Genomic DNA, 19,944 nt, shown 5'->3' with positions numbered 1-19,944 from the left:
AAAAATCTCAAAAACATCCATCAAAATTCACTGTAGTTATGTACCCGATAGGTACTGTACAGATAAATAACCGTCATAAAAAACACCAACGCCAAAGCGGCGATACCAGCCTCACCCACAAAGTTTGTGGCCTGCAGCAGCTGATTGGTAAGGGACAGCGGCAAAAAGCGCACGATGTCCTGCACAACTTCTGGCAGATTGGCAATTGGAAAAAAGGAGCCACAAAAAAATGTCATCGGTGTGATAAAGAAATTTATCACAATAGAAAACTGCTCCTGTCCTTTTATCGACAATCCCACGGCTACGCCAAAAGCCGCAAACGCAAACGCCGTAAGCACCAGGCCAACGAATCCCGGCCCAGTCAATACCGCTATCCCGAAGAACAATTTTGCCGCAATAAAGACTACTGCCGCCGCCAGCAGCGCGCGGACAGTCCCCGCCAGCGCAATACCCAAAACAATAGCGCCATCACTTATCGGACTTAACCGCAAAACGGCAAACGTGCGGTAATAAAATCTTGCGGCACTAACCGATAACGCCGTCTGCTGAAACGCGTTCATCATTACGGTTATCGCGAGCATCCCTTTCGCCAAGTAGGCAATGTACCCACCAGCTACGGATATGTTATTCCCCAGCCCCCAGCCGAAGGCCAAGAGGTAAATCATCGGAAACAAAAGCCCCGAGAACAGATAGCCCAGGCCGCCAATCCGGCGGACCAGCATCAGCATCTCACGATAAAATACCGCCTGAACACCGCCCATCATCCAGTCCGCCTCCCCGCTAACGCCAATGCCACGAAAGCATCTTCGAGGCTGATCTCCTGCTGCGGCGAAATCTTTTGCCGCATACCGGCCGTAGTCCCCTGGTAAATCACCTGCCCCGCCCGCAAAAACGCAATCCGGTCACAAAGCTTCTCGGCTTCTTCCATATAATGCGTTGTGATTAGAACGGTTTTCCCTGCCGCCTTTAGTTTTTTAACCGCCTGCCAGATTTCCTGACGCATATCCGGGTCAAGCCCTACACTTGGCTCATCCAGCAGCAGGACTTGGGGACTTGAAAGCATCGCACGGGCAATCATCGCCCGCCGTTTCATTCCCCCCGACAGCTTCTCGGGATATTTCTTGCGCCAGCTGCCAATCTGAAACTCCCGGCAGACCGCTTCCACCTTTGCACGGGCATTAGCAATACCATAGAGTCTCGCACTGCATAGCATGCTCTGTTCAATGGTAAGCTCACTCTCAAAGGTATTTTCCTGGGGCACCAGTCCCATCAAACGGCGGAATTTGACACTGCGCTTCGCCGCGTCTTCTCCAAACATGCAAATGCGTCCGGAATCTGGCCGCGCAAGTCCCGCCAACAAGCGGATTAAGGTCGTCTTGCCAGCACCATTAGGTCCTAACAGTCCCATTATTTCCCCCACCTGCACCATTAGCGAAACATCCTGCAGGATTGCCCGCCCCTTACGCGAGCAGCATATTTTTTCAACGATAATAGACATTTACACCGCTTCACCACCTCACTGCCTGTCCAAACACAAGCGGCTAAAATATTCCCTGGCCGCCGCCAAATCGGCTGCATCCGGGTGCGTGGCAGCTTTTTCAATCCGTGCTAACCGCTCGGGTGTCATTGCATGCGGATGCCCGGCAGGAAACATATTTTTCATCATGTCTACCATTTCATCCGCAACCTTTCCCTGGCAGATGAACCGCCCCACCACTTCACAGCCTTCACCTAAAAGCGCCGCACCATTCTCCAGGCATTGGGTGGCATGCTCGGAATTTGCCTCAGCCCCCAAGGTGGCAAACAGTGCCACTTTTTGACTTGTCAACTTTCCCAGAAAGTCCTTCATTTTGGCATCCGCCGTGCCTCTATCCACCCAATAGCCAGCAATAACCAGGTCATATCCGGTGACAGCCGGCTTTTCCTCCACCGGGACCGCCCGCAGCTGCAAGGCCTCCCCAATGGCTTCGGCCACTTTTTTCGTATTTCCAGTTTTACTGGAATACGTTAACAATATCTTCATCTTTTCCTCCTTCTCACTATTACGAACTCATTGAAAAATGTATCGGAACAGTCATCGTTATGCTCCTGCCCGCGCCATGGGAAAAGGGACAGGAACTTCTGACCGCCTGCAAAGCAGCTTTATCCAGCAGATTCGAACCAGATGAACCGCTGATATAAACGCTTTCTATGTTCCCCGCTGACGACAGCGTTACCGTAACACTTACTACACCAGTTTCGCCACGCTTGACCGCCATGTAGGGATACTCCTTATTTGCTTCCACCTCTGCGGCAAAGCGGGCAGCAATACTGCCCAGGCTTTCCGCAGGAGCAGTATCACTTGCGGCCGTGCTTGTTCCACCGCCACCGGCGGCACTGCCCGCTCCCCCATCACCACTTGAGCCGACGCCTGCAGGGCCGGAAGCCGCTGAGGTGCCGCTGCTGCCTGTTCCCCCAGCAGCCACCAGTCCATCCGGCGTCTCGGCGGCATTTGCTAACGGCTGCCCAGAGACAGCTGGTTCCCTGACTTTTGACATTGGCGCCGGCGCAGGATTTTTTATGACCGGCATGCCCTTCCCGCTCAATTGACCGCCGCCACTATCAATCTGACCCGCAGGAATCATCTCTACCTGTATCTCTTCGGCAGTGCTTACTGGTTCCTCCGGCGCATTGTAAAAGGCAAACAGCAAACATGCTCCGCCAATTCCCACCACATGACATAGACAGGATAGCGGTAACGGGCGCAAAACCAGCCGCCGCCAATCAAATTGCCACCGTTCCGGACATACCAATTCCATACGCACCCTCCTTATAATAATATTCATTCTCATTAGCTAAAGAAAAATTAAACGCCAGCCTTGGCCAGCATCTTTTCCCGCATCGCCTGAGGCATATCCGCCAACATTTTCTGTAACGCTTCCTTGCTGGAATGACGAAGCATCATTCGCACTGCCACCGGAATTTCTCCGGCCAGTTCCTGCCGCCTGGCAGCCGTAGCCTCTGGCAGCATCTCTGCCAGCACTTCATCCAAATTATCTGCCACCTTGCCGTTCAGCTCTTCTGCCAGTGCTTCCGCCTTTTTTTCCCAAAGCACCTGCACACATTCCACCAGGCTCTGCGTCAGGCTGATATACCAAAATTCTCCTGCCTTGGTAAGACGGTAAACGCCCAAATCCTCCACGAGGAGTCCTCGGGATTGCCACAACGCCAGCACGGTTTCCAATTCTTCCAAACAGCTGTCAGCAATCACCAACCGGCGGAAGTCCACAAAGCCTTTTTCCAGGTCACAGATAATGTTGTCACAAATCTGCCCCAGCTGAGCCTCCACCTGATGACCAGCCATCATAATCGGCTTGCTGCCCTTTTCCCTTTCCTCCTGATATGTTGGTAACAACCGCTGATTCATCCAGCTGATGCCGCCGAAATGACCGCCAGCCCCACAGCCGAAGGCATACACATCGGCCCCAGCTTTAGCTAAGCTGTTATACAAGCTGCGCTCCCGTTTCGTGCGCCGCCAATGGCACAAGCTCAGGCGCTCCACACCTTCGCCCAAAAGGTAATCACGCGCCGCAATATACATATCTGCCTGCCCGGCAATATCGGCACAAGGCGGCACTGCCCCATTTTCCACGGCTCTGGCCAGTGGCCCCCCAGGAAAAATATTTAACTGGTAAAGGTCCATGCCATCCACTCCAGCTTCCGCCAACGTCTTTATATCAGCCATCCACCGCTCCATCGTCTGCCCTGGCAGCCCATAGATAAGGTCGACAATCACTGTTACATCATACGATTTCAAGAGCTTTATCCGTCTGAGCACTTCTTCCCGGGTGTCCAGACGCCCGAGCCGCTGGCGCAAAATCGTGTCAAAAGACTGTACTCCCAGCGAAATACGATTGACACCGTTTTCGAGCCAGGCATGAATCTTTTCTGGTACTAAATCGTGAATGCGCCCCTCCAAAGTGACCTCACAATTTTCCACCAGCGTAAACGACTTCTGTATCGCCTGCAGTAACGCCGCCGCATTATCGGCTGACAGGGAAGTTGGCGTCCCTCCGCCAATAAAGACACAATCAATCGGCGTCCCCTTTAGCTGCGGACTGTCAGCCTCCGCAGCAATTTCCTTCAGCAGATTCTTTACATAGGCATCTTCCACTTCCTGTTTGCTAGCATTCTGATAGAAGCCACAATAAAGGCATTTCGTCTGGCAAAAGGGAATATGGACATAGAGCGCATGCTGACGATTGCGATTGGCCGGAACCTGCAAAGCTTTCTGGTAAGCTTCCTGCTGCTCCTCCCTTTCAATCGGTGCCCCCATCAGCCCGGCATGTACCACTCGCTTACTGGCAAAAGCTTCGTGCAAGGGATCCGCTGTTTCCCTCCCCAGCAGCACAGTCCGCTTCTCCGCACTGAGCCCTTGCAGATAATGTTCTAACTTCATAACCTTCATTCTCCTATTTCAACGATTCATCCCGTTATGGCTGAAAAATCAAGTGTTTTTCAAACGGCACCCGGATATTTACCCCTTGATAATAAATGGGGGCAAAGCGCATGCTCCACAATGCCTCCTGGGCCGCTTCCCGAAAGCCTAGCGGCGGCGGATTGCTTACTATCGTAACACTTTCCACGCTGCCATCCAGCCCTACCATGATTCTGGCCACAACTTCCACTGCCTCACTGTATCCAATGCTGCGGGCCTCCTCAGGGTATATTGCATTGGCATCCTGCAACACCTGATAACTTATTCCCTCCGCACTGGCGGCGGTATAGGTACCATCCCCATTCGCGGTAAAGCCGTCCCCCAGTCCCGACGACTGGCCAGCACCACTGCCACCTGTGCCAGCGGCAGTACCACTGCCGCCACTGGTTCCCGCCGCAGAATCGGCACCATTTTTCCCTTCTGCAGTTCCTGCTTCAGCCCCAGCATCATCCAAGGCAGCCGCAGCCTCCGCAATAGCCGCTTCAGCAGCTGCGGCTGTCATTTTATCCGGCCTCTTCTGAGCGTTTTCCAGCGAATGCCCCCGCAGGTTTTGCAATTTTTCTACTGCTGCCACCGAAGCCGTCTTTATTTTGGGGCCAGGACTCTTTTTATTGCCTTCTTCCCCACTGGAACCGCCAGCCATACCATTAACCGCAGCTTCAGCCACAAAGCCTACCTCAATCGCTGGCCGTTCTTCCGGTTCACCAGACAACCACCCAAGGCCCGCCACAGCGAGCAGCGCCAAAACCAGTCCATGGGTACCGGCTGCCATTGCAAAATAATAATTCCAGCTTTGCTTTTTCATCCTGCTATCATCCCATTATCCTTTGGTATCCGTGGCGATATAAACCTTGGTGATGCCAAGATTCTTAATCATATCCATGACCTGCACCACTTTGCCGTAATCAGCCGACGCGTCGCCACGCAAAATAATCGAAACCTCTCCCTGCTGTTTCTGCTTCCAAAGTCGATCTTCCAAATCGGCCAGACTCATCTTTTCCTGTTCATAGTACACAGCACCATCCGCGGTTACGGTAACCGGAATATTTTCTACCATGCTGACTTTAGCGGTACTCGCTTGTGGCAGGGTCAGCGGCACACTTTTCTGCACCACCATCGTGAGCATGCTCATCATGAAGAACACCAGCAAAAAAAAGATAATGTCAATCATCGGAATAATCATCAGCCGCGGTTTTTCCTCCCGCGCCGTCAAATCAATACGCATCTTCTTCCCCTCCAGCCGCTATATACATGGTGGATACATATTCTACATCTGCAATAATGGCATTGGCCCGATGAGACAGATACGCATAGAGGCACAAGGCCATGATAGCTACCAGCAGCCCTGTCGCCGTAGCGACCAGCGCTTCGCCGACGCCGCCGGTAATAGCAAAGGGTTCTCCATCTGCCACATTAAGCACCGAAAATGACTGGATCATACCCGTCACCGTTCCTAAAAGCCCCAAAAGCGGCGCCATCGTGACAATAACACTCAAATACTCCAAATACTGGCGCAATTCCAAGGCTTTACGCTTCGCGGCCGCTAACACAACTTCCTCACGTTTGCCGTATTTTTCCTCTGCCATTGCCGTGAGCAGTACTTCTCCCGGCGCTCCTGCCTCCTGGCATAGCGTCTCGGCCTTTTCCTGTTCACCAGCCAGCAGACACTTATTTATCTTGCTGGAAAAATCCTCCGTATGCAAAGCTTCCTTCCGATAGTAAAAAAATCGTTCAAACGCAATCGTCAAGGCAATAACGGACGCCAGCATAATAGGATACATAACCAGTCCGCCCTTTTGAAACAATGCAAAAAAATCCATAATCACAATTCCTTTCTGTTCTTAAAATTTATAATTCATACCCACAAAATAAGTGCGTTCGGCACCAGGAACCAGCGTTGCAAAACTACCACCGGCAGAATCATACTCATAATAATCTTTGCCCAATACATTCGTTACACCGCCATACCAGATCAAATCTTTATTCTGCTGGAATTTAAAGCTCAAATCCAGCAAGCCATAGGAATGAACAATGTTGCCATCATCATGCCGGTCTTCTTCCTTGATAAAGTTGTTATATTTGCCAAAGAAGGTGTATTTGGCATTTGCACTCCACTGCTTGTTGAATTTGTAATCGGCTGACAACAGGATTTTATGTTTTGGCACGGCTTTCAGCCCGCTATTCGTAAAGTCAATCTCGCCAGCCCCATGAGCCGCCATCAAAGCCCGGCCTTGAGCCGTGTAATTCCGCTCGCCATGCAGATAGGTATAGCCCTCTTGCACCCGCAACTTGCCGAGCCGTTGGGAAAGACTCGTCTCCACGCCACGGCGTTTCGTATTATACATGTTATACGTCTTATACTCCCAACCATAAGCTCCCTTAAAATAAGGACGTTCCAACTCATTGTTGGTTTCCGAAGCAAACAGCGTCACGCTGACCGTCGACGCTCCCCACTTGTCCCGCAGGCCCATCTCCCATAAATCATATCGCTCTTCCTGTGCACTGGTCGCCGCATAAACTTTTTTGCTCCGGTCCGAATACACCTCGTCACAGATTTGCAGCCCATCCGGTGACGTATACCCCCGCTCGTAGCGCAGGAACAGCTTGCCTAATTTGTTATAACGATACCCTACGGAAAGCTCGCCTGCGGTATTCCAGCGATTGGAAGAATCCACACCGCCTATCGGACGGGCAGTTGTTCCACCGTCCTTATCAAATTCCCAAATAAGTTTCTCCCGGCGAACGCCCTGGGTATAAGTCAGCCTGCCTCTTTTCATTTTGTTGAGCAGATACAGTGCTTCTGTCGTTTTATCATAATTGAAGTCCATCAATTTCCCGCTGGCAGAAGTTTTATATTTCAGATGCGATTCCTGTTCAAAAAGGTCCAAGCCCATAAGCAGTGAATCCCGCGGACTATAATTCCAATCCCAACGCATGCGGGACCCATAGGACTTAGTTTTCATCTTGCCATCAAAAAATTTCGTATTGGTGTAATAGCCATCCGTATAGAAAAAATCACCGCTGTATTTGAATTTTTTCCCCAGATTCTGGTTATAACTCATATTGTAAGTATTCAGCAGCCGGTCACCATTTAAATAATCGCTCGCCTTATCGGGACGATAATTATGTCCATAGGCATCAATCTTCCAGCGGCTTACATTTTGCAAGAACTTGCTGTCTTCATCCAGATGGCTGTAACGGAAAGCCACGCTATGGGACTTGTCCGCATCATAGCGAAAACCGCCATAAACATAGTTGCTTTTGCGGAACGTATTCACAAAGAACAAATCCCTATCCAAACGTGCATATCCCGCCTGCACGGCCATTTTCTCCCCGGCCTTGGTGCCATAGTTCAAACTGCTGCGATAACCATCTGAATTCCACTCCGACGTCACACTGCTCTGCGGCTTCTGCAAGGAGCGAAGGTTCGTGGTAATATTAATCACGCCCCCTGCCGCCCCGCTGCCGTAGATAACCGAACCGCCACCAGGGATAATTTCTATTTTCTCAATCTGTTCTACCGGAACATAATCATAATTATTCGGCAAGGGATGATTGACCATGGTAGTTATTGGCGCCCCATCGACCAAAACCTGAATATTGCGCGTGGCCTGCTCACTGCCCTGCCCCCGGATATCCACTTGCCCCCAGCCCGTAGCGCCCACATTAATACTGGGCTGGTCCTTCAATACGTCCGAAATGCTCTTATAGCCTTTTTCCTCCATTTCTTTCTTCGTGATAACAATAATCTGCTTGGTATCACGAAGCTTTTCGACCTCGACATAATCCGGCCGCACATAACTGTCGTTTAGCCGAATACTTGTCGGTGAACTGCCTTCTGCTGCCTCAGCAATATTCTCCGCTGGAATCATCCACATATTGCCGCTTGCTAAAATCCCTAACGCAACTAACCACATTAACTTCCTTTTACCTGTCATCCTCTGCTCATCCTCCAAAAGTGAATAGCGTTCATTTTTGAATACCATTCGTAGTTGATAATCATTATCGATAGCACGTCAATTATATTATCAACATTGATTATCATTGTCAATATGTAAACAAAAAAAAGAGACGTTTCCGTCTCTTAATTGTTTATGCATTATTATTCACAAAAGTACTTCATCGAAGTCTTTTTCCATTCCTTTTTGGAATATAACATGGTATGCTCGGTAACGCCGCATTCTTGCCCAAGTTCTTCGACAATGCGTTCACATTCTTCCCGGCTGTGCCCATGAACCATCGTATAGAGATTATACGGCCAGTCCGGTGCCGTGTTGCGGTCATAGCAGTGAGATACCGATGGACTTGCCGCCATTTTCTCAGCAATCTCATCCAGCTGCTCAGTGGGAACAGCCCATGCTACTAAAACATTGGCACGGAATCCCACTTCCCGATGACGGAGTACCGCCCCCATCTTGCGAATGACGTTACTTTCTTCCATTTTTTTCACGCACGCCAGGAAGTCTTCTTTTGAGATACCTACCTGATCCGCCAGCACTTGATAAGGATCGGACACCAAAGGAAAATCTCCCTGAAGCGCCCGGATGACTTTCTTATCCAATTCTGTCATTGCAACTTCTTGTGCCATTTCTCTTACCCCAATATCCCCTCAATGCAGTTTGAACTGCACGTTGATTTTGTATTTCTTATTTGCCTTCAGATTAAGCAAGTCTTCCACACCTGGGAGAGCCTCGACCTCATCGAGAATCTCCTTCTCGGTTTTGAGATTCGGCGTCAGTAAGGTAAACCACAGATTATAACGTCCCTCGCGCTCATAGTTATGCGTAGCGCCCGGATATTGATTGATGGCTTCAGCCACGGAATCCATATAAGCAGGGTCCACGCGCAAGGCAACCAAAGTTCCCTTATACCCGAGCTTATTGGAATTGAAAAACGTTCCGATACGGCGCAGGTATCCCTCCTGCTTCAAATGCTGGAGCCGAGTTAAAACCGTCTGCTCATCCGCTCCGAGCTGCTCGGCCAACACGGCAAACGGATGGCTGCATACCGGCAGATTTCCCTGCAAAAGGTTGAGTAAAGATTTGTCAAACGACGTAAGCTCTGTCATGGTATACCTCCCGTTCAATCTGATAGATGTGAATCGGATTCACATTTCTTTACTCTTATTCTACCAAACTATCCCCGATAACGTCAAGCAAATCTGAACGCCCTTCATTTTTTAAAGACGAATACGGCAGCACCGGCACCTCGGCAATCCCGAGCTTTCGTTTGATTGCCGCAATATTTTTCTGGCGGGCATTCTTGCCAATCTTGTCTGCTTTCGTTGCCACAATAAGCACGGGAATATTGTTCTTCACCAGCCACTCGAACATCTCGACATCCGAGGCCATCGGGTCATGACGGATATCGATGAGCTGGCAGACGAATTGAAGCCGCGGCGAAGTCAGGAAGTATTCTTCGATGAACTTCGACCAAATCTTGCGCTTCTCCTTGCCGGTCTTGGCATAGCCATACCCCGGCAAATCCACAAGATAAAACGCCTTGCGTCCCTCTACCTCTTCAATCTTGACACCGACTTCAAAGAAGTTGATGGTCTGCGTCTTGCCCGGCTGTGACGACACCCGCGCCAGATTGTTGACACGGGTAAGCGAATTGATAAGCGACGATTTGCCGACATTGGAACGCCCGATAAAAACGATTTCCGGCAGGTCATTCTCCGGATACTGCTCTGGCTTTACCGCCGAAGCTACATATTTTCCCTGCGTTATGATTACACGGTCTTTGGCCATTTTTTTCATCTCCTTAGCGAAAAAAGCCGCCCCCGAAGGGACGCCAGCAGGCGCGGAATGCCCTGCATCCCCGGGGTCGGCTTTTCTTTTTACATCAATGCAGTCTTTAATACCTGGTCCATCGTCTCAACTGGAACAAATTCCAGTTTTTCCCGGACAGATTCCGGAATATCCTCGATATCCCGTTCATTATCCTTCGGCAGGATAATGGTCTTCATGCCCTCACGATAGGCAGCCAGGACCTTCTCCTTGAGTCCACCAATCGGCAGGACGGTTCCCCGCAGGGTAATTTCACCAGTCATGGCCACATCACTGCGGACCTTGCGGCCCGTCAAAGCAGAAACCATGGCGGTTGCCATCGTAATACCAGCGGACGGTCCATCTTTTGGAATTGCCCCTTCCGGCAGATGGATATGAATATCTTCTTTTTCATAGAAATCTTCCGGAAGCTTCAGCTTATCGGAACAGCTCCGGATGTAGGTAAGGCCGGCCTGGGCCGATTCCTGCATGACATCGCCGAGCTGACCGGTCAGAATCAATTTCCCCTTGCCTTTGAGTACCGAGACTTCCGTAGGCAGAATCGTTCCGCCCACTTCAGTCCAGGCCATGCCCGTTACGACACCGACCTGTGGTTTTTTATTGGCCTTGCTGTCAACGAATTTGACTTTGCCGAGGAAGTCCGTGAGATTCTTCTTGGAGACCTTAATCGGCGCTTCTTCCCCTTCGACAATCTTGCGGGCAGCCTTGCGGCATACCTGTCCGATAACGCGCTCGAGTTCACGGACGCCGGATTCCTTGGTGTAATCCTGGATGATCTTGGCCAGCACGCCGGCACCAAAATGGATATCCTTAGCCTTGAGTCCATTCTGTTCCCGCTGACGCGCTACGAGATAGCGCTTGGCAATTTCCAGTTTTTCCATCTCCGTATAGCTTGAAAGCTGGATGATTTCCATGCGGTCGCGAAGCGGACGCGGAATATTGCCCAAATTGTTGGCAGTGACAATCCACATGACTTTGGATAGATCAAAGGGCACCTCGATATAGTGGTCGCTAAAGGTCGAGTTTTGCGCCGGGTCGAGCACCTCAAGCAGTGCCGCCGACGGATCGCCATGGTAATCCATGTTGATTTTATCGACCTCATCGAGCAGGAACACCGGATTGCGGGTCCCCACGTTGCGGATGCCTTCGATAATGCGTCCCGGCATTGCACCGATATACGTCCGGCGATGACCGCGAATCTCGGCTTCATCGCGAATGCCGCCGAGGGACGCGCGGACAAACTTGCGGCCCGTAGCTCTTGCCACCGAAGAAGCCAGCGAAGTCTTACCTACGCCCGGCGGACCAACCAGGCAGAGAATCGGTGCACTCTTATCCTTGGCCAGCTGGTGAACGGCCAGATAATCGAGGATACGGTCTTTGACTTTCTTCAAGCCATAGTGGTCATTATCCAGGATTTTCTGGGCCTTTTTGATGTCCATCGTGTCTTCCGACTCTTTGCGCCAGGGAAGTTCCAGCAGCCAATCCACATAGTTGCGGATGACGTTATTTTCAGCATTCATGCCGCTCATGCCATCGAGACGATTGATTTCCCGCTCGACGACCTTGCGGACCTCATCGGGATAATCCCCCTCCGCGAGCTTGGCTTTGGCGTTTTCAATATCGGCGGTCTTGCCGTCTTTATCGCCCAACTCATCACGGATTGCCTTAATCTGTTCGCGCAGATAATAGTCCTTTTGGATTTTATCCATCTGCTTGCGGACCTTGCGGCCGATTTTATGCTCGAGCTGAAGGATTTCCAATTCACGGGTCAATACCTCATAGAGTTTTTCCAGACGCTCTTTGATATCGACTGCGCCCAGAAGCTCCTGGCGGACTTCCAATTTGAGGTTTAGATGGCTGGCGATAAGGTCAGCGAGGCGGCCGGCATCATCGATAATAGCTACCGATACCAGCGTCTCAGGTGGAATCTTCTTCGACAGCTTGACCCATTCTTCAAACTGATGAACCACGGCGCGGTTCAACGCTTCCATCTTCATCGAAGTGTCAATCTTATCTTTGAATTCTTCGACATCAACTTCCGCATACGTTTCGGTCTCACGGTAGTCGCGGATAATCGCGCGATGTTGTCCTTCCACGAGAACGCGGACACTTTCGCCCGGCATTTTTACCAGCTGGCGGATTTCTGCCACCGTGCCGACCGTATAGATATCGGAAAGTCCCGGTTTATCCGTCTCGGCGTCCAGCTGGGCAGTCAAGAAGATTTCCCGATCTTCTACCATAGCCTGCTCCAGCGCCGCCATCGAACGTTCCCTGCCTACATCGAGATGAATCATCATGTAGGGAAAAACCATCATGCCGCGCAGCGGCAGTAATGGCAAGGTACGTGTTTGCGTCATATTTATCCCTCCTTGTTCGATATTTTCCATCCTTACATCCTATTGTTTTCAAAATGAACAAGGCGCTGCCATAGCAGCGCCTCGTTTTATTAAGCTGCCATCAGGCAGTTTCCTCTTCGCTGACCTTTGCTTTTTTCGCCACAGTCAGTACAGGGTCTTTCTTGGTGGTAACGACATCTTTCGTCACGCGGCAAGCCGTTACGCCCTCAATCGACGGCACATCATACATTACGTTGCGCATGATGGCTTCGATGATTGAGCGAAGGCCGCGGGCACCAGTCTTGCGCTTAAGCGCTTCCTTGGCAATCTGGCGAAGAGCATCGTCATCAAATTCCAATTTGACGCCATCCATGTCAAGAAGCTTCTGGTACTGTTTCACCAGTGCATTCTTCGGTTTCGTCAAAATGCTGACCAGCGCGTCTTCATCCAGCGATTCCAGCGTAACAACAACCGGAAGACGGCCGATAAACTCCGGGATAAGACCGTGTTTCAGCAAATCCTCTGGCAGGAGCTTCCGCAGGCTGTCGCCTACACTGCGCTTGCGCTTGGACTTGATATCCGCACCGAATCCCATCTGCTTCTGTCCGAGGCGAGCCTCGATAACCTTCTCAATGCCATCAAAGGCACCACCGCAGATAAAGAGAATGTTCGTCGTATCAATCTGGATTAACTCCTGATGCGGATGCTTGCGGCCGCCCTGCGGCGGAACTGAAGCCGTCGTACCTTCGAGGATTTTCAGCAGTGCCTGCTGTACGCCCTCACCCGATACATCGCGGGTAATCGACGGATTTTCCGACTTGCGGGCAATCTTGTCGATTTCATCGATGTAGATAATACCACGCTCAGCCTTTTCCACATCATAATCCGCAGCCTGAATGAGTTTCAAGAGAATATTCTCTACGTCCTCGCCTACATAGCCGGCTTCGGTAAGTGACGTAGCATCGGCTATGGCAAACGGAACATTCAGGATACGAGCCAGCGTCTGAGCCAGCAGCGTTTTACCGCTGCCGGTCGGCCCCAGCATGAGGATATTGGACTTCTGCAGTTCAACATCTTCGCTTTTGGGCGACCCCATAGTCACTCGTTTGTAATGGTTGTAGACAGCAACAGCCAGGCTCTTTTTGGCCTCATCCTGTCCAATTACATACTGGTCAAGGGTAGCACGGATGTCCTTCGGTTTTGGGACGTCCTTAAGTTCTACCTCTACATCTTCGCTGAATTCCTCTTCAATGATTTCATTGCAGAGTTCAATACACTCATCGCAGATGTAGACGCCCGGACCAGCAACCAGCTTACGCACCTGCTCCTGCGTCTTACCGCAGAACGAGCACTTGAGCTGACCTTTTTCATCCCCAAACTTCAACATGCCACCCCCTTAATCCTTAGATTCCGATTTTTTGCTCTTCTTGGGACGAACAATAACTTCATCAACGAGACCATAAGCCTTAGCTTCTTCAGCCGTCATGAAATTATCGCGTTCCGTATCTTCATTAACCTCTTCAACCGATTTACCCGTAGCATTCACGATGATATCGTTGATGACATCGCGGATGCGCTGGATTTCGCGGGCCTGAATCTGGATATCCGTCGACTGGCCCTGCGCACCGCCAAGCGGCTGATGAATCATAATACGCGAATTCGGCAGGGCAAAACGCTTGCCCTTGGCACCTGCCGTCAAGAGCAGCGAGCCCATGCTGGCTGCTTGACCGATGCAGATGGTCGATACATCCGGTTTGATATACTGCATGGTATCGTAGATAGCCAAACCAGCCGTGACAACGCCGCCCGGACTGTTGATGTAGAGGTAGATGTCCTTATCCGGGTCCTCAGACTCCAGGAACAGGAGCTGTGCCACCACTACATTGGCTACATTGTCATCAATCGGACCGCCCAGGAAAATGATGCGGTCTTTGAGCAGGCGCGAATAAATATCATAAGCGCGCTCCCCGCGACTGGACTGTTCTACGACCATAGGTACATAACTCATTGAAATACCCCCATTATCAGGGCTGCTTATTCAGCAATGTTGTCGATAATGAACTGTGCCGTTTTCTTGCGGAGAACGGAAGCAGCCAGATCACCGATGCGGCCCTGCTCCTTGATGATTTTCTGGACCTGCTGCGGCGTAGCGCCATAAGCAGCTGCCATAGCAGCAACCTCAGCATCCAAATCTTTGGCCTCGACTTTGATTTCCTCAGCCTTAGCAACTTCTTCCAGCATGAGATCCGTCTTAACGTTCTTCTCAGCCGTCTCACGATAGTCCTCACGGATCTTAGCGATGTCCGTGCCAGCATACTGCAGATACTGCTCGAGCTTCATGCCCTGCTGCTCAAGGCGCATAGCCATTTCCTGAATCATGGACGTTACGCGGTTGTCAATCATGACAGCCGGGATATCAACCGTGATGTTGTTCGTAGCCTGCTCGATAGCAGCGCTCTTCTGGTCGTTTTCTGCTTTGCGTTCAGCGTTTTCCTGCAGGTTCTTGCGGATGTCCGCTTTGAGCTCGTCGAGCGTCTCGAACGTGCTTACTTTCTTAGCGAGTTCGTCATCGATAGCCGGCAGCTCTTTCTGTTTGATGCTGCGGACCGTGCATTTGAACGTAGCATCTTTGCCAGCGAGTTCTTTTGCATGGTATTCTTCCGGGAACTTGACATTTACTTCTTTTTCTTCGCCAATCTTAGCGCCAATCAGCTGCTCCTCGAAGCCTGGGATGAAGCTGCCGGAACCAATCTGCAGCGGGTAATCCGTGCCTTTGCCGCCCTCGAAAGCTTCGCCATCAACAAAGCCCTCGAAATCGAGCGTCGTGAAGTCGCCATCAGCAACAGCAGCGCCTTCCGGAGCGTCAACCATCTTGCCCTGACGATCCTGGAAGTTCTTGAGCTGTTTCTCAACGTCTTCATCTTTAATCTCTACAGCAGCCTTCTCAACTTTGAGGCCTTTATACTCGCCCAGTTTTACTTCCGGACGCGGCGTAACCGTAGCCTTGAAAACGAGGTCTTTGCCCTCTTCGAGGGTAACGATATCAATGTTCGGACGGGTAACCGGATCGATTTTCTGCTCTTCCAGAGCATCGCCGAATGCTTTCGGAGCTACGAGATCGAAAGCTTCCTGCATTACTGCATCTTTACCAACGTGGCGCTCAACGATCATGCGCGGAGCTTTGCCTTTACGGAAACCCGGGATATTTACACGGTTAGCCAGGCGTTTGCATGCACGCTCAACTGCCTTGGAAACCTCTGCTGCTTCAACCTCAATCGTCAGAGTAACCTGCTGGTTCTCACCATTCTCAACCGTAACTTTCATTGTCTGAAATGACCTCCTGTAATATCTGTTTCTTAGGTAGTGACACCACCAGGCCACTCTAGGCTCTAGTATGCCATACTCTTGTCATCTTAACATAAAACGCGCAGAAAGACAAGGTTTTCTGCGCGTATCCATCGGAAAAGTCAAAATATCAAGTTTTACTTCAACAGGTTTGCCATCCGGGCAATCGGTGCAGAAAGGTCCATGTGGCCAGCCAGCGTTTCGATTTTTTTCCCTTCGACAAGAATCTGGACTTTCTTGATTTCCGGGAAATCGGTAAGCGTGTTGACAACGGAACCAACCAGCATTTCTTCCCCCGTAGAACCGCCCGTGAACTGTTTCACCAAATCCTGGCTAAAATCCACATAGGCAACATCGTCTTTCACCTTTACACTGCGGAGTTTTGCCTGTTTCGGGATGACGGCAATCTGCCCTTTATCCTTTGGCCCCTGAAGCAGCGACTTCATGGCTTCGGCGTACTTGCCGGCGTCATCGCTTTTTATCGTGCGTTTTACAGCGATAAGCTTCATTCCCTGCTCATCCGGGTAATATACTTTGATGTTCATTTTTTTCGAAGCCGTTTGCGTTCCCGAAGAAGATGCCGCACTGCCTGCCGACGTTCCGCTGTTCCCGCTTACGGCTGCCGACGTTCCGCCCGGCGTTCCCTTCTCATTGTTTGGGTCACAGCCTGCCGTCACCAAAAGCGTCAGCGCTAATACAGCCAGCAGGATAACTCGTAATCGTTTCATTTTATCACCTCATGTCCATCATCTTTTAGTTGAAAAACCGTGCAATTGCCCGTGCCACGGCACCAGCAAGTTTTTGCTGATAACTATCGGTATTGAGCAGCCGCTCTTCCCGGTAATTTGAGATAAAGCCAAGTTCAATCAGCGACGCCGGCACGTTGGTATGTTTTATGACATAAAAATTTGCGGTTTTGACGCCACGGTTCAAAAGGCCGCCGGCTTTCTCCAGCTCCTCATTCAGCAGCGTTGCCAGCCGCTTGCCACGGGACGAGGAAGCATAATAATAGGTTTCCATACCCTTGGCCTCCTGGCTCGAAAACGAATTGCAGTGAATCGACACGAAAAGCTCCGACGACGGGTCAAAGTTTGATACGTTGCAGCGTGCCTGCAATTCCTGTCTGGCCGTATCATTTGGCCCATAGACATCAACATCGCGGGTGCGCGTCATAACCACCCGGGCACCGGAATTTTTAAGAATCGACTCAACCTTCTTGGTCACAGCCAGCGTAACATTTTTTTCCATGACACCAGTCGGGCCAACGGCGCCGCTGTCCGTGCCGCCATGACCGGCATCTAGTACAATCGTGCGGCCAGCTATCCCAGTCACTTTGCCGCCTGCCGCTCCATTATCCAGCACGTCGATGACGAGACGGTACGGCTTCTTCGCCTTGCGGTCGCGCTCCAGCGTATAAATCCGGTAATTATCTTTTACGGCCGGATTGGAAAAGTCAATCCGGATTTGGGTGTGATTGCGCTGCAGCTCAGCAATGCGAACCTTCGTAGCCAGCTTGCTCTTGAGCGAAATCGTCTTGCGGAGTTCGCCGGGCTTCGTATTCTGCAAATCAACAATGAGCTGCGTTTCGGCATAAGGCTTGACGCTGGTCTCATACTCGAGCTTGTCGTTATCCATGCCGATTTCGATGCGCAGCGCATCCCGGCCATCTACTTTGACATTTGACGTCTGGAAATAATTGAGCTCATGGTTCCGTACATGCCGGGCCGCCTCTGTACACCCTGGCAAAAACACCAATGCGGCCAGGATGACCGCCCCCGCCAAACTTGCCCAGCGGAATAGCATCTTCATGAAATGGTTCCTCCTCATGATCCTTACTCTTTCAATAAATCCAAAGCTTCCTGTTCTGCCTGCTCGGTTGCTTCTTTATCGTAGGAAATATCCAATTTCAGATAATCTCCTTCGCCAACGTCAGCCGGCAAAAAGCAAACAGGAAAATTGACTTTTTTCATTTCGTCGCCCAGCAGGAGAACCGCTAAGTCCCCCTCGAGACGGTCGATATAGGCAGAAATCATTGCTGTTCCCCCTGTTCCGGCGTAACCGTGTACGTCTTGCCATCCGTTGAAACGGTTATCGTTCCATTCTTGTCCGTTTCGAAAATCTTGAGATGAAGGGCTTTGTATTTCTTCATCGTTTCCTTATGCGGATGCCCGTAGTCATTGCCTGCCCCGCAGGAAATCAAGGCCGTTTCCGGCTGGACAGCCCGCAAGAATTCTTTGGAAGACGACGTCTTGCTGCCATGATGGCCAGCTTTTAAGACCTGCGCTTTCAGCTCGCCGCCAAAGCCTCCGACAATCGGCTCCTCTTCTTTCTTCTCCGCATCGCCCGTGAACATCATGGCAAACTCGCCAAAAACCAGCTTGCCGACAACCGACTCGTTATTCGGGTCATGCTTATAGCCCTTCTGACGGCCTTCCTGCTGATGTGATTCCGTCGGTGCGTAGACATGGAAGCTTGCCCCGCCGCCAAAGTCTAATACATCACCGGCTTTGAGCGCCTTATGCGCAATCCCCTTGGCCTTGAGCTGCTTCATATAGCCAAGATAAATCTTCGACGTGGACGGCATGCCGTTGTCATAGACTTCTTTTACCTCGAACTCACTGAGCACCACTTCCATGCCGCCGATATGGTCGGCATGCGGATGAGTCAAAATCACCTTATCGATTTTCGTGACACCGGCCTTTTTGAGCTCCTGCCGCAGCTTATCGCGCTCATCAAGATCGCTGGTATCAATCAGCACGGTCTGCGCTGGCGTCTGTATCAAGATTGCATCGCCCTGTCCGACGTTGAGCATCTTGACGACCAGATTTCCCTGAGCCGCGGCCGTCGTCCCGGCAGCCGGCTGACTGCTGGCAGCGGTATCGGCGGGAGCCTTCCCACAGCCTGCCAGCAGAGCCGCCACGAGCAGGACCGCGCCCAATATCATTCCTATTTTTTTTCGCATGAAAAACCACCTCAGATTGTCTTTAGGATGTAACGGTATATCCCATCCGCTACACCATCTTCATCAACGCTTGGCAGCACATAATCTGCCTTTGCCTTGAGTTCATTGCCAGCATTGCCCATAACCAGACTCGTGCCGACGGTATCCATCATTTCCAAATCATTTAAGCCATCGCCAAACGCATAGCTTTCTTCCACAGGAATCCCCAGGTATTTTAATGCCTCAAGAATTCCAGTGCCCTTGGATATATCGGCCGAATAAAGTTCCATGTATTTTAGCAGCGTCGGGTCAATAAGTCCCGTGAGCCCCGGCCAGGCCAGCAGCTCGTGAAAAAGACCGCCAGCGTTTGGCGTCTCAGACAGGAATTCAATCTTGCCAATCTGCAATCCTGCAAGGCTCTCATCATAATCGCGCACAAAATCCTCCAAACCGATGTCAATCGACGTATACACTTCTTCGAGGGCTTTGTATTCCCGTTTCAGATATACCGACGGATTGCTTTCGAGGATATACTCGACACCACATTCCTCTGCTCTCTTTACAATAGCGCGAACGACTTCTAAAGGCAAGTCCTTGCGGAATATTACCTTGCCATCCAGCAGCACCACAGCGCCATTGAGCAGTACAAAACCATCAAACAAGCCGGACGTTGTAAGCTCTTTTGCCAGGTACGCCCAGGGACGCCCCGACGCAATAAACGTATGATGGCCCGCCTTCCGCAGCGCACGGATGGCTTTTTTCACCGGCTCCGTCAGACTGGTCTGCCCGCGGTGAATGTTGATAAGCGTTCCATCGATATCGAAAAATACAGCTTTTGTCATTTTGAACCTTTCCAACAGATATAGCAGCGAACGATAAACAGTACACCCCAAATTCCAAACGAAACAGCATAGGCTGTGTCAATGATTGACATGTCATTGTAATTGATACCGAACAGGAACACGTACAAGCCAACTGCCGCAATCAGAACATCCATGGGCTTTACCGCTTTATGCAACCAATCCATCAAAAAAGACTCCAATCTTTAGAAATATA

Annotated in this window: 22 protein-coding genes; all 22 read right to left on the bottom strand. The window is 50.9% G+C overall.

Annotated features, from left to right (window positions below):
- Positions 1-20: 20 nt before the first annotated feature.
- Positions 21-764, bottom strand: a complete 744-nt coding sequence (locus FZ040_RS00485) for an ABC transporter permease (protein ID WP_149170195.1) — start codon at positions 762-764, stop codon at positions 21-23.
- Positions 761-1,498 carry an ABC transporter ATP-binding protein gene (locus FZ040_RS00480; RefSeq protein WP_149170194.1) on the bottom strand — a complete coding sequence of 246 codons (738 nt, stop codon included), beginning with the start codon at positions 1,496-1,498 and terminating at the stop codon, positions 761-763. Before FZ040_RS00480 ends, FZ040_RS00485 begins: the two co-directional genes overlap by 4 nt.
- 18 nt (positions 1,499-1,516) lie before the next feature.
- Entirely contained in the window at positions 1,517-2,023 is a 507-nt protein-coding gene (locus tag FZ040_RS00475) for a flavodoxin family protein (protein ID WP_149170193.1), read from the bottom strand.
- Between the two features lie 19 nt (positions 2,024-2,042).
- The gene (locus FZ040_RS00470; RefSeq protein ID WP_149170192.1) at positions 2,043-2,798 is read right to left on the bottom strand and encodes an energy transducer TonB; all 756 of its coding nucleotides are present in this window, start codon (positions 2,796-2,798) and stop codon (positions 2,043-2,045) included.
- A 47-nt stretch (positions 2,799-2,845) separates the two neighbouring features.
- Entirely contained in the window at positions 2,846-4,438 is a 1,593-nt protein-coding gene (gene hutW / locus FZ040_RS00465) for a heme anaerobic degradation radical SAM methyltransferase ChuW/HutW (RefSeq protein WP_187620179.1), read from the bottom strand.
- Between the two features lie 34 nt (positions 4,439-4,472).
- Positions 4,473-5,282 carry an energy transducer TonB gene (locus tag FZ040_RS00460; protein ID WP_149170190.1) on the bottom strand — a complete coding sequence of 270 codons (810 nt, stop codon included), beginning with the start codon at positions 5,280-5,282 and terminating at the stop codon, positions 4,473-4,475.
- Positions 5,283-5,297: 15 nt separating this feature from the next.
- On the bottom strand, positions 5,298-5,702 hold the full coding sequence (locus FZ040_RS00455; protein WP_149170189.1) for an ExbD/TolR family protein: 405 nt from the start codon (positions 5,700-5,702) through the stop codon (positions 5,298-5,300).
- Positions 5,692-6,297: a MotA/TolQ/ExbB proton channel family protein gene (locus FZ040_RS00450; protein ID WP_255448682.1), complete on the bottom strand. Its 606-nt coding sequence runs from the start codon at positions 6,295-6,297 to the stop codon at positions 5,692-5,694. The genes FZ040_RS00455 and FZ040_RS00450 overlap by 11 nt, the downstream gene beginning before the upstream one ends.
- A 21-nt stretch (positions 6,298-6,318) precedes the next feature.
- Positions 6,319-8,415: a TonB-dependent receptor gene (locus FZ040_RS00445; RefSeq protein ID WP_255448681.1), complete on the bottom strand. Its 2,097-nt coding sequence runs from the start codon at positions 8,413-8,415 to the stop codon at positions 6,319-6,321.
- 164 nt (positions 8,416-8,579) lie between these two features.
- Positions 8,580-9,065 carry a siroheme decarboxylase subunit beta gene (ahbB, locus tag FZ040_RS00440; protein ID WP_149170187.1) on the bottom strand — a complete coding sequence of 162 codons (486 nt, stop codon included), beginning with the start codon at positions 9,063-9,065 and terminating at the stop codon, positions 8,580-8,582.
- 21 nt (positions 9,066-9,086) lie between these two features.
- Positions 9,087-9,545 carry a siroheme decarboxylase subunit alpha gene (gene ahbA / locus FZ040_RS00435; protein ID WP_149170186.1) on the bottom strand — a complete coding sequence of 153 codons (459 nt, stop codon included), beginning with the start codon at positions 9,543-9,545 and terminating at the stop codon, positions 9,087-9,089.
- Between the two features lie 55 nt (positions 9,546-9,600).
- A complete protein-coding gene (gene yihA, locus FZ040_RS00430) occupies positions 9,601-10,227 on the bottom strand; it encodes a ribosome biogenesis GTP-binding protein YihA/YsxC (protein WP_149170185.1) in 627 nt (208 codons plus the stop codon).
- Between the two features lie 89 nt (positions 10,228-10,316).
- On the bottom strand, positions 10,317-12,623 hold the full coding sequence (gene lon, locus FZ040_RS00425) for an endopeptidase La (protein ID WP_149170184.1): 2,307 nt from the start codon (positions 12,621-12,623) through the stop codon (positions 10,317-10,319).
- 100 nt (positions 12,624-12,723) lie between these two features.
- Complete coding sequence (gene clpX, locus FZ040_RS00420) at positions 12,724-13,989, bottom strand: ATP-dependent Clp protease ATP-binding subunit ClpX (protein ID WP_149170183.1); 1,266 nt, start codon at positions 13,987-13,989, stop codon at positions 12,724-12,726.
- 9 nt (positions 13,990-13,998) lie between these two features.
- Positions 13,999-14,610, bottom strand: a complete 612-nt coding sequence (clpP, locus tag FZ040_RS00415) for an ATP-dependent Clp endopeptidase proteolytic subunit ClpP (protein ID WP_149170182.1) — start codon at positions 14,608-14,610, stop codon at positions 13,999-14,001.
- A gap of 26 nt (positions 14,611-14,636) precedes the next feature.
- On the bottom strand, positions 14,637-15,926 hold the full coding sequence (tig, locus tag FZ040_RS00410) for a trigger factor (RefSeq protein ID WP_149170181.1): 1,290 nt from the start codon (positions 15,924-15,926) through the stop codon (positions 14,637-14,639).
- Between the two features lie 158 nt (positions 15,927-16,084).
- Positions 16,085-16,675 carry a GerMN domain-containing protein gene (locus tag FZ040_RS00405; RefSeq protein ID WP_149170180.1) on the bottom strand — a complete coding sequence of 197 codons (591 nt, stop codon included), beginning with the start codon at positions 16,673-16,675 and terminating at the stop codon, positions 16,085-16,087.
- Between the two features lie 25 nt (positions 16,676-16,700).
- Complete coding sequence (locus tag FZ040_RS00400) at positions 16,701-17,756, bottom strand: N-acetylmuramoyl-L-alanine amidase family protein (RefSeq protein ID WP_149170179.1); 1,056 nt, start codon at positions 17,754-17,756, stop codon at positions 16,701-16,703.
- Positions 17,757-17,779: 23 nt separating this feature from the next.
- A complete protein-coding gene (locus FZ040_RS00395; RefSeq protein ID WP_149170178.1) occupies positions 17,780-17,980 on the bottom strand; it encodes a DUF3006 domain-containing protein in 201 nt (66 codons plus the stop codon).
- Positions 17,977-18,909, bottom strand: a complete 933-nt coding sequence (locus FZ040_RS00390) for a ComEC/Rec2 family competence protein (protein ID WP_149170177.1) — start codon at positions 18,907-18,909, stop codon at positions 17,977-17,979. Before FZ040_RS00390 ends, FZ040_RS00395 begins: the two co-directional genes overlap by 4 nt.
- An 11-nt stretch (positions 18,910-18,920) precedes the next feature.
- A complete protein-coding gene (locus FZ040_RS00385; protein ID WP_149170176.1) occupies positions 18,921-19,730 on the bottom strand; it encodes an HAD family hydrolase in 810 nt (269 codons plus the stop codon).
- Positions 19,727-19,915 carry a hypothetical protein gene (locus FZ040_RS00380; protein WP_149170175.1) on the bottom strand — a complete coding sequence of 63 codons (189 nt, stop codon included), beginning with the start codon at positions 19,913-19,915 and terminating at the stop codon, positions 19,727-19,729. The genes FZ040_RS00385 and FZ040_RS00380 overlap by 4 nt, the downstream gene beginning before the upstream one ends.
- Between the last annotated feature and the right edge of the window lie 29 nt (positions 19,916-19,944).

It is taken from the genome of Pseudoselenomonas ruminis, assembly GCF_008271295.1.
Taxonomy (GTDB): Bacteria; Bacillota; Negativicutes; order Selenomonadales; family Selenomonadaceae; genus Selenomonas_A; species Selenomonas_A ruminis.
The sequence above is the reverse complement of the archived record's forward strand: the minus strand, read 5'-3'. Positions and strand labels throughout refer to the sequence as shown.

Coding starts and splice junctions, on each gene's coding strand:
- FZ040_RS00485 (WP_149170195.1), bottom strand. CDS start 764: ATGATGGGCGGTGTTCAGGCGGTATTTTATCGTGAGATGCTGATGCTG.
- FZ040_RS00480 (WP_149170194.1), bottom strand. CDS start 1,498: ATGTCTATTATCGTTGAAAAAATATGCTGCTCGCGTAAGGGGCGGGCA.
- FZ040_RS00475 (WP_149170193.1), bottom strand. CDS start 2,023: ATGAAGATATTGTTAACGTATTCCAGTAAAACTGGAAATACGAAAAAA.
- FZ040_RS00470 (WP_149170192.1), bottom strand. CDS start 2,798: ATGGAATTGGTATGTCCGGAACGGTGGCAATTTGATTGGCGGCGGCTG.
- hutW (WP_187620179.1), bottom strand. CDS start 4,438: ATGAAGTTAGAACATTATCTGCAAGGGCTCAGTGCGGAGAAGCGGACT.
- FZ040_RS00460 (WP_149170190.1), bottom strand. CDS start 5,282: ATGAAAAAGCAAAGCTGGAATTATTATTTTGCAATGGCAGCCGGTACC.
- FZ040_RS00455 (WP_149170189.1), bottom strand. CDS start 5,702: ATGCGTATTGATTTGACGGCGCGGGAGGAAAAACCGCGGCTGATGATT.
- FZ040_RS00450 (WP_255448682.1), bottom strand. CDS start 6,297: ATGGATTTTTTTGCATTGTTTCAAAAGGGCGGACTGGTTATGTATCCT.
- FZ040_RS00445 (WP_255448681.1), bottom strand. CDS start 8,415: ATGACAGGTAAAAGGAAGTTAATGTGGTTAGTTGCGTTAGGGATTTTA.
- ahbB (WP_149170187.1), bottom strand. CDS start 9,065: ATGGCACAAGAAGTTGCAATGACAGAATTGGATAAGAAAGTCATCCGG.
- ahbA (WP_149170186.1), bottom strand. CDS start 9,545: ATGACAGAGCTTACGTCGTTTGACAAATCTTTACTCAACCTTTTGCAG.
- yihA (WP_149170185.1), bottom strand. CDS start 10,227: ATGGCCAAAGACCGTGTAATCATAACGCAGGGAAAATATGTAGCTTCG.
- lon (WP_149170184.1), bottom strand. CDS start 12,623: ATGACGCAAACACGTACCTTGCCATTACTGCCGCTGCGCGGCATGATG.
- clpX (WP_149170183.1), bottom strand. CDS start 13,989: ATGTTGAAGTTTGGGGATGAAAAAGGTCAGCTCAAGTGCTCGTTCTGC.
- clpP (WP_149170182.1), bottom strand. CDS start 14,610: ATGAGTTATGTACCTATGGTCGTAGAACAGTCCAGTCGCGGGGAGCGC.
- tig (WP_149170181.1), bottom strand. CDS start 15,926: ATGAAAGTTACGGTTGAGAATGGTGAGAACCAGCAGGTTACTCTGACG.
- FZ040_RS00405 (WP_149170180.1), bottom strand. CDS start 16,675: ATGAAACGATTACGAGTTATCCTGCTGGCTGTATTAGCGCTGACGCTT.
- FZ040_RS00400 (WP_149170179.1), bottom strand. CDS start 17,756: ATGAAGATGCTATTCCGCTGGGCAAGTTTGGCGGGGGCGGTCATCCTG.
- FZ040_RS00395 (WP_149170178.1), bottom strand. CDS start 17,980: ATGATTTCTGCCTATATCGACCGTCTCGAGGGGGACTTAGCGGTTCTC.
- FZ040_RS00390 (WP_149170177.1), bottom strand. CDS start 18,909: ATGCGAAAAAAAATAGGAATGATATTGGGCGCGGTCCTGCTCGTGGCG.
- FZ040_RS00385 (WP_149170176.1), bottom strand. CDS start 19,730: ATGACAAAAGCTGTATTTTTCGATATCGATGGAACGCTTATCAACATT.
- FZ040_RS00380 (WP_149170175.1), bottom strand. CDS start 19,915: ATGGATTGGTTGCATAAAGCGGTAAAGCCCATGGATGTTCTGATTGCG.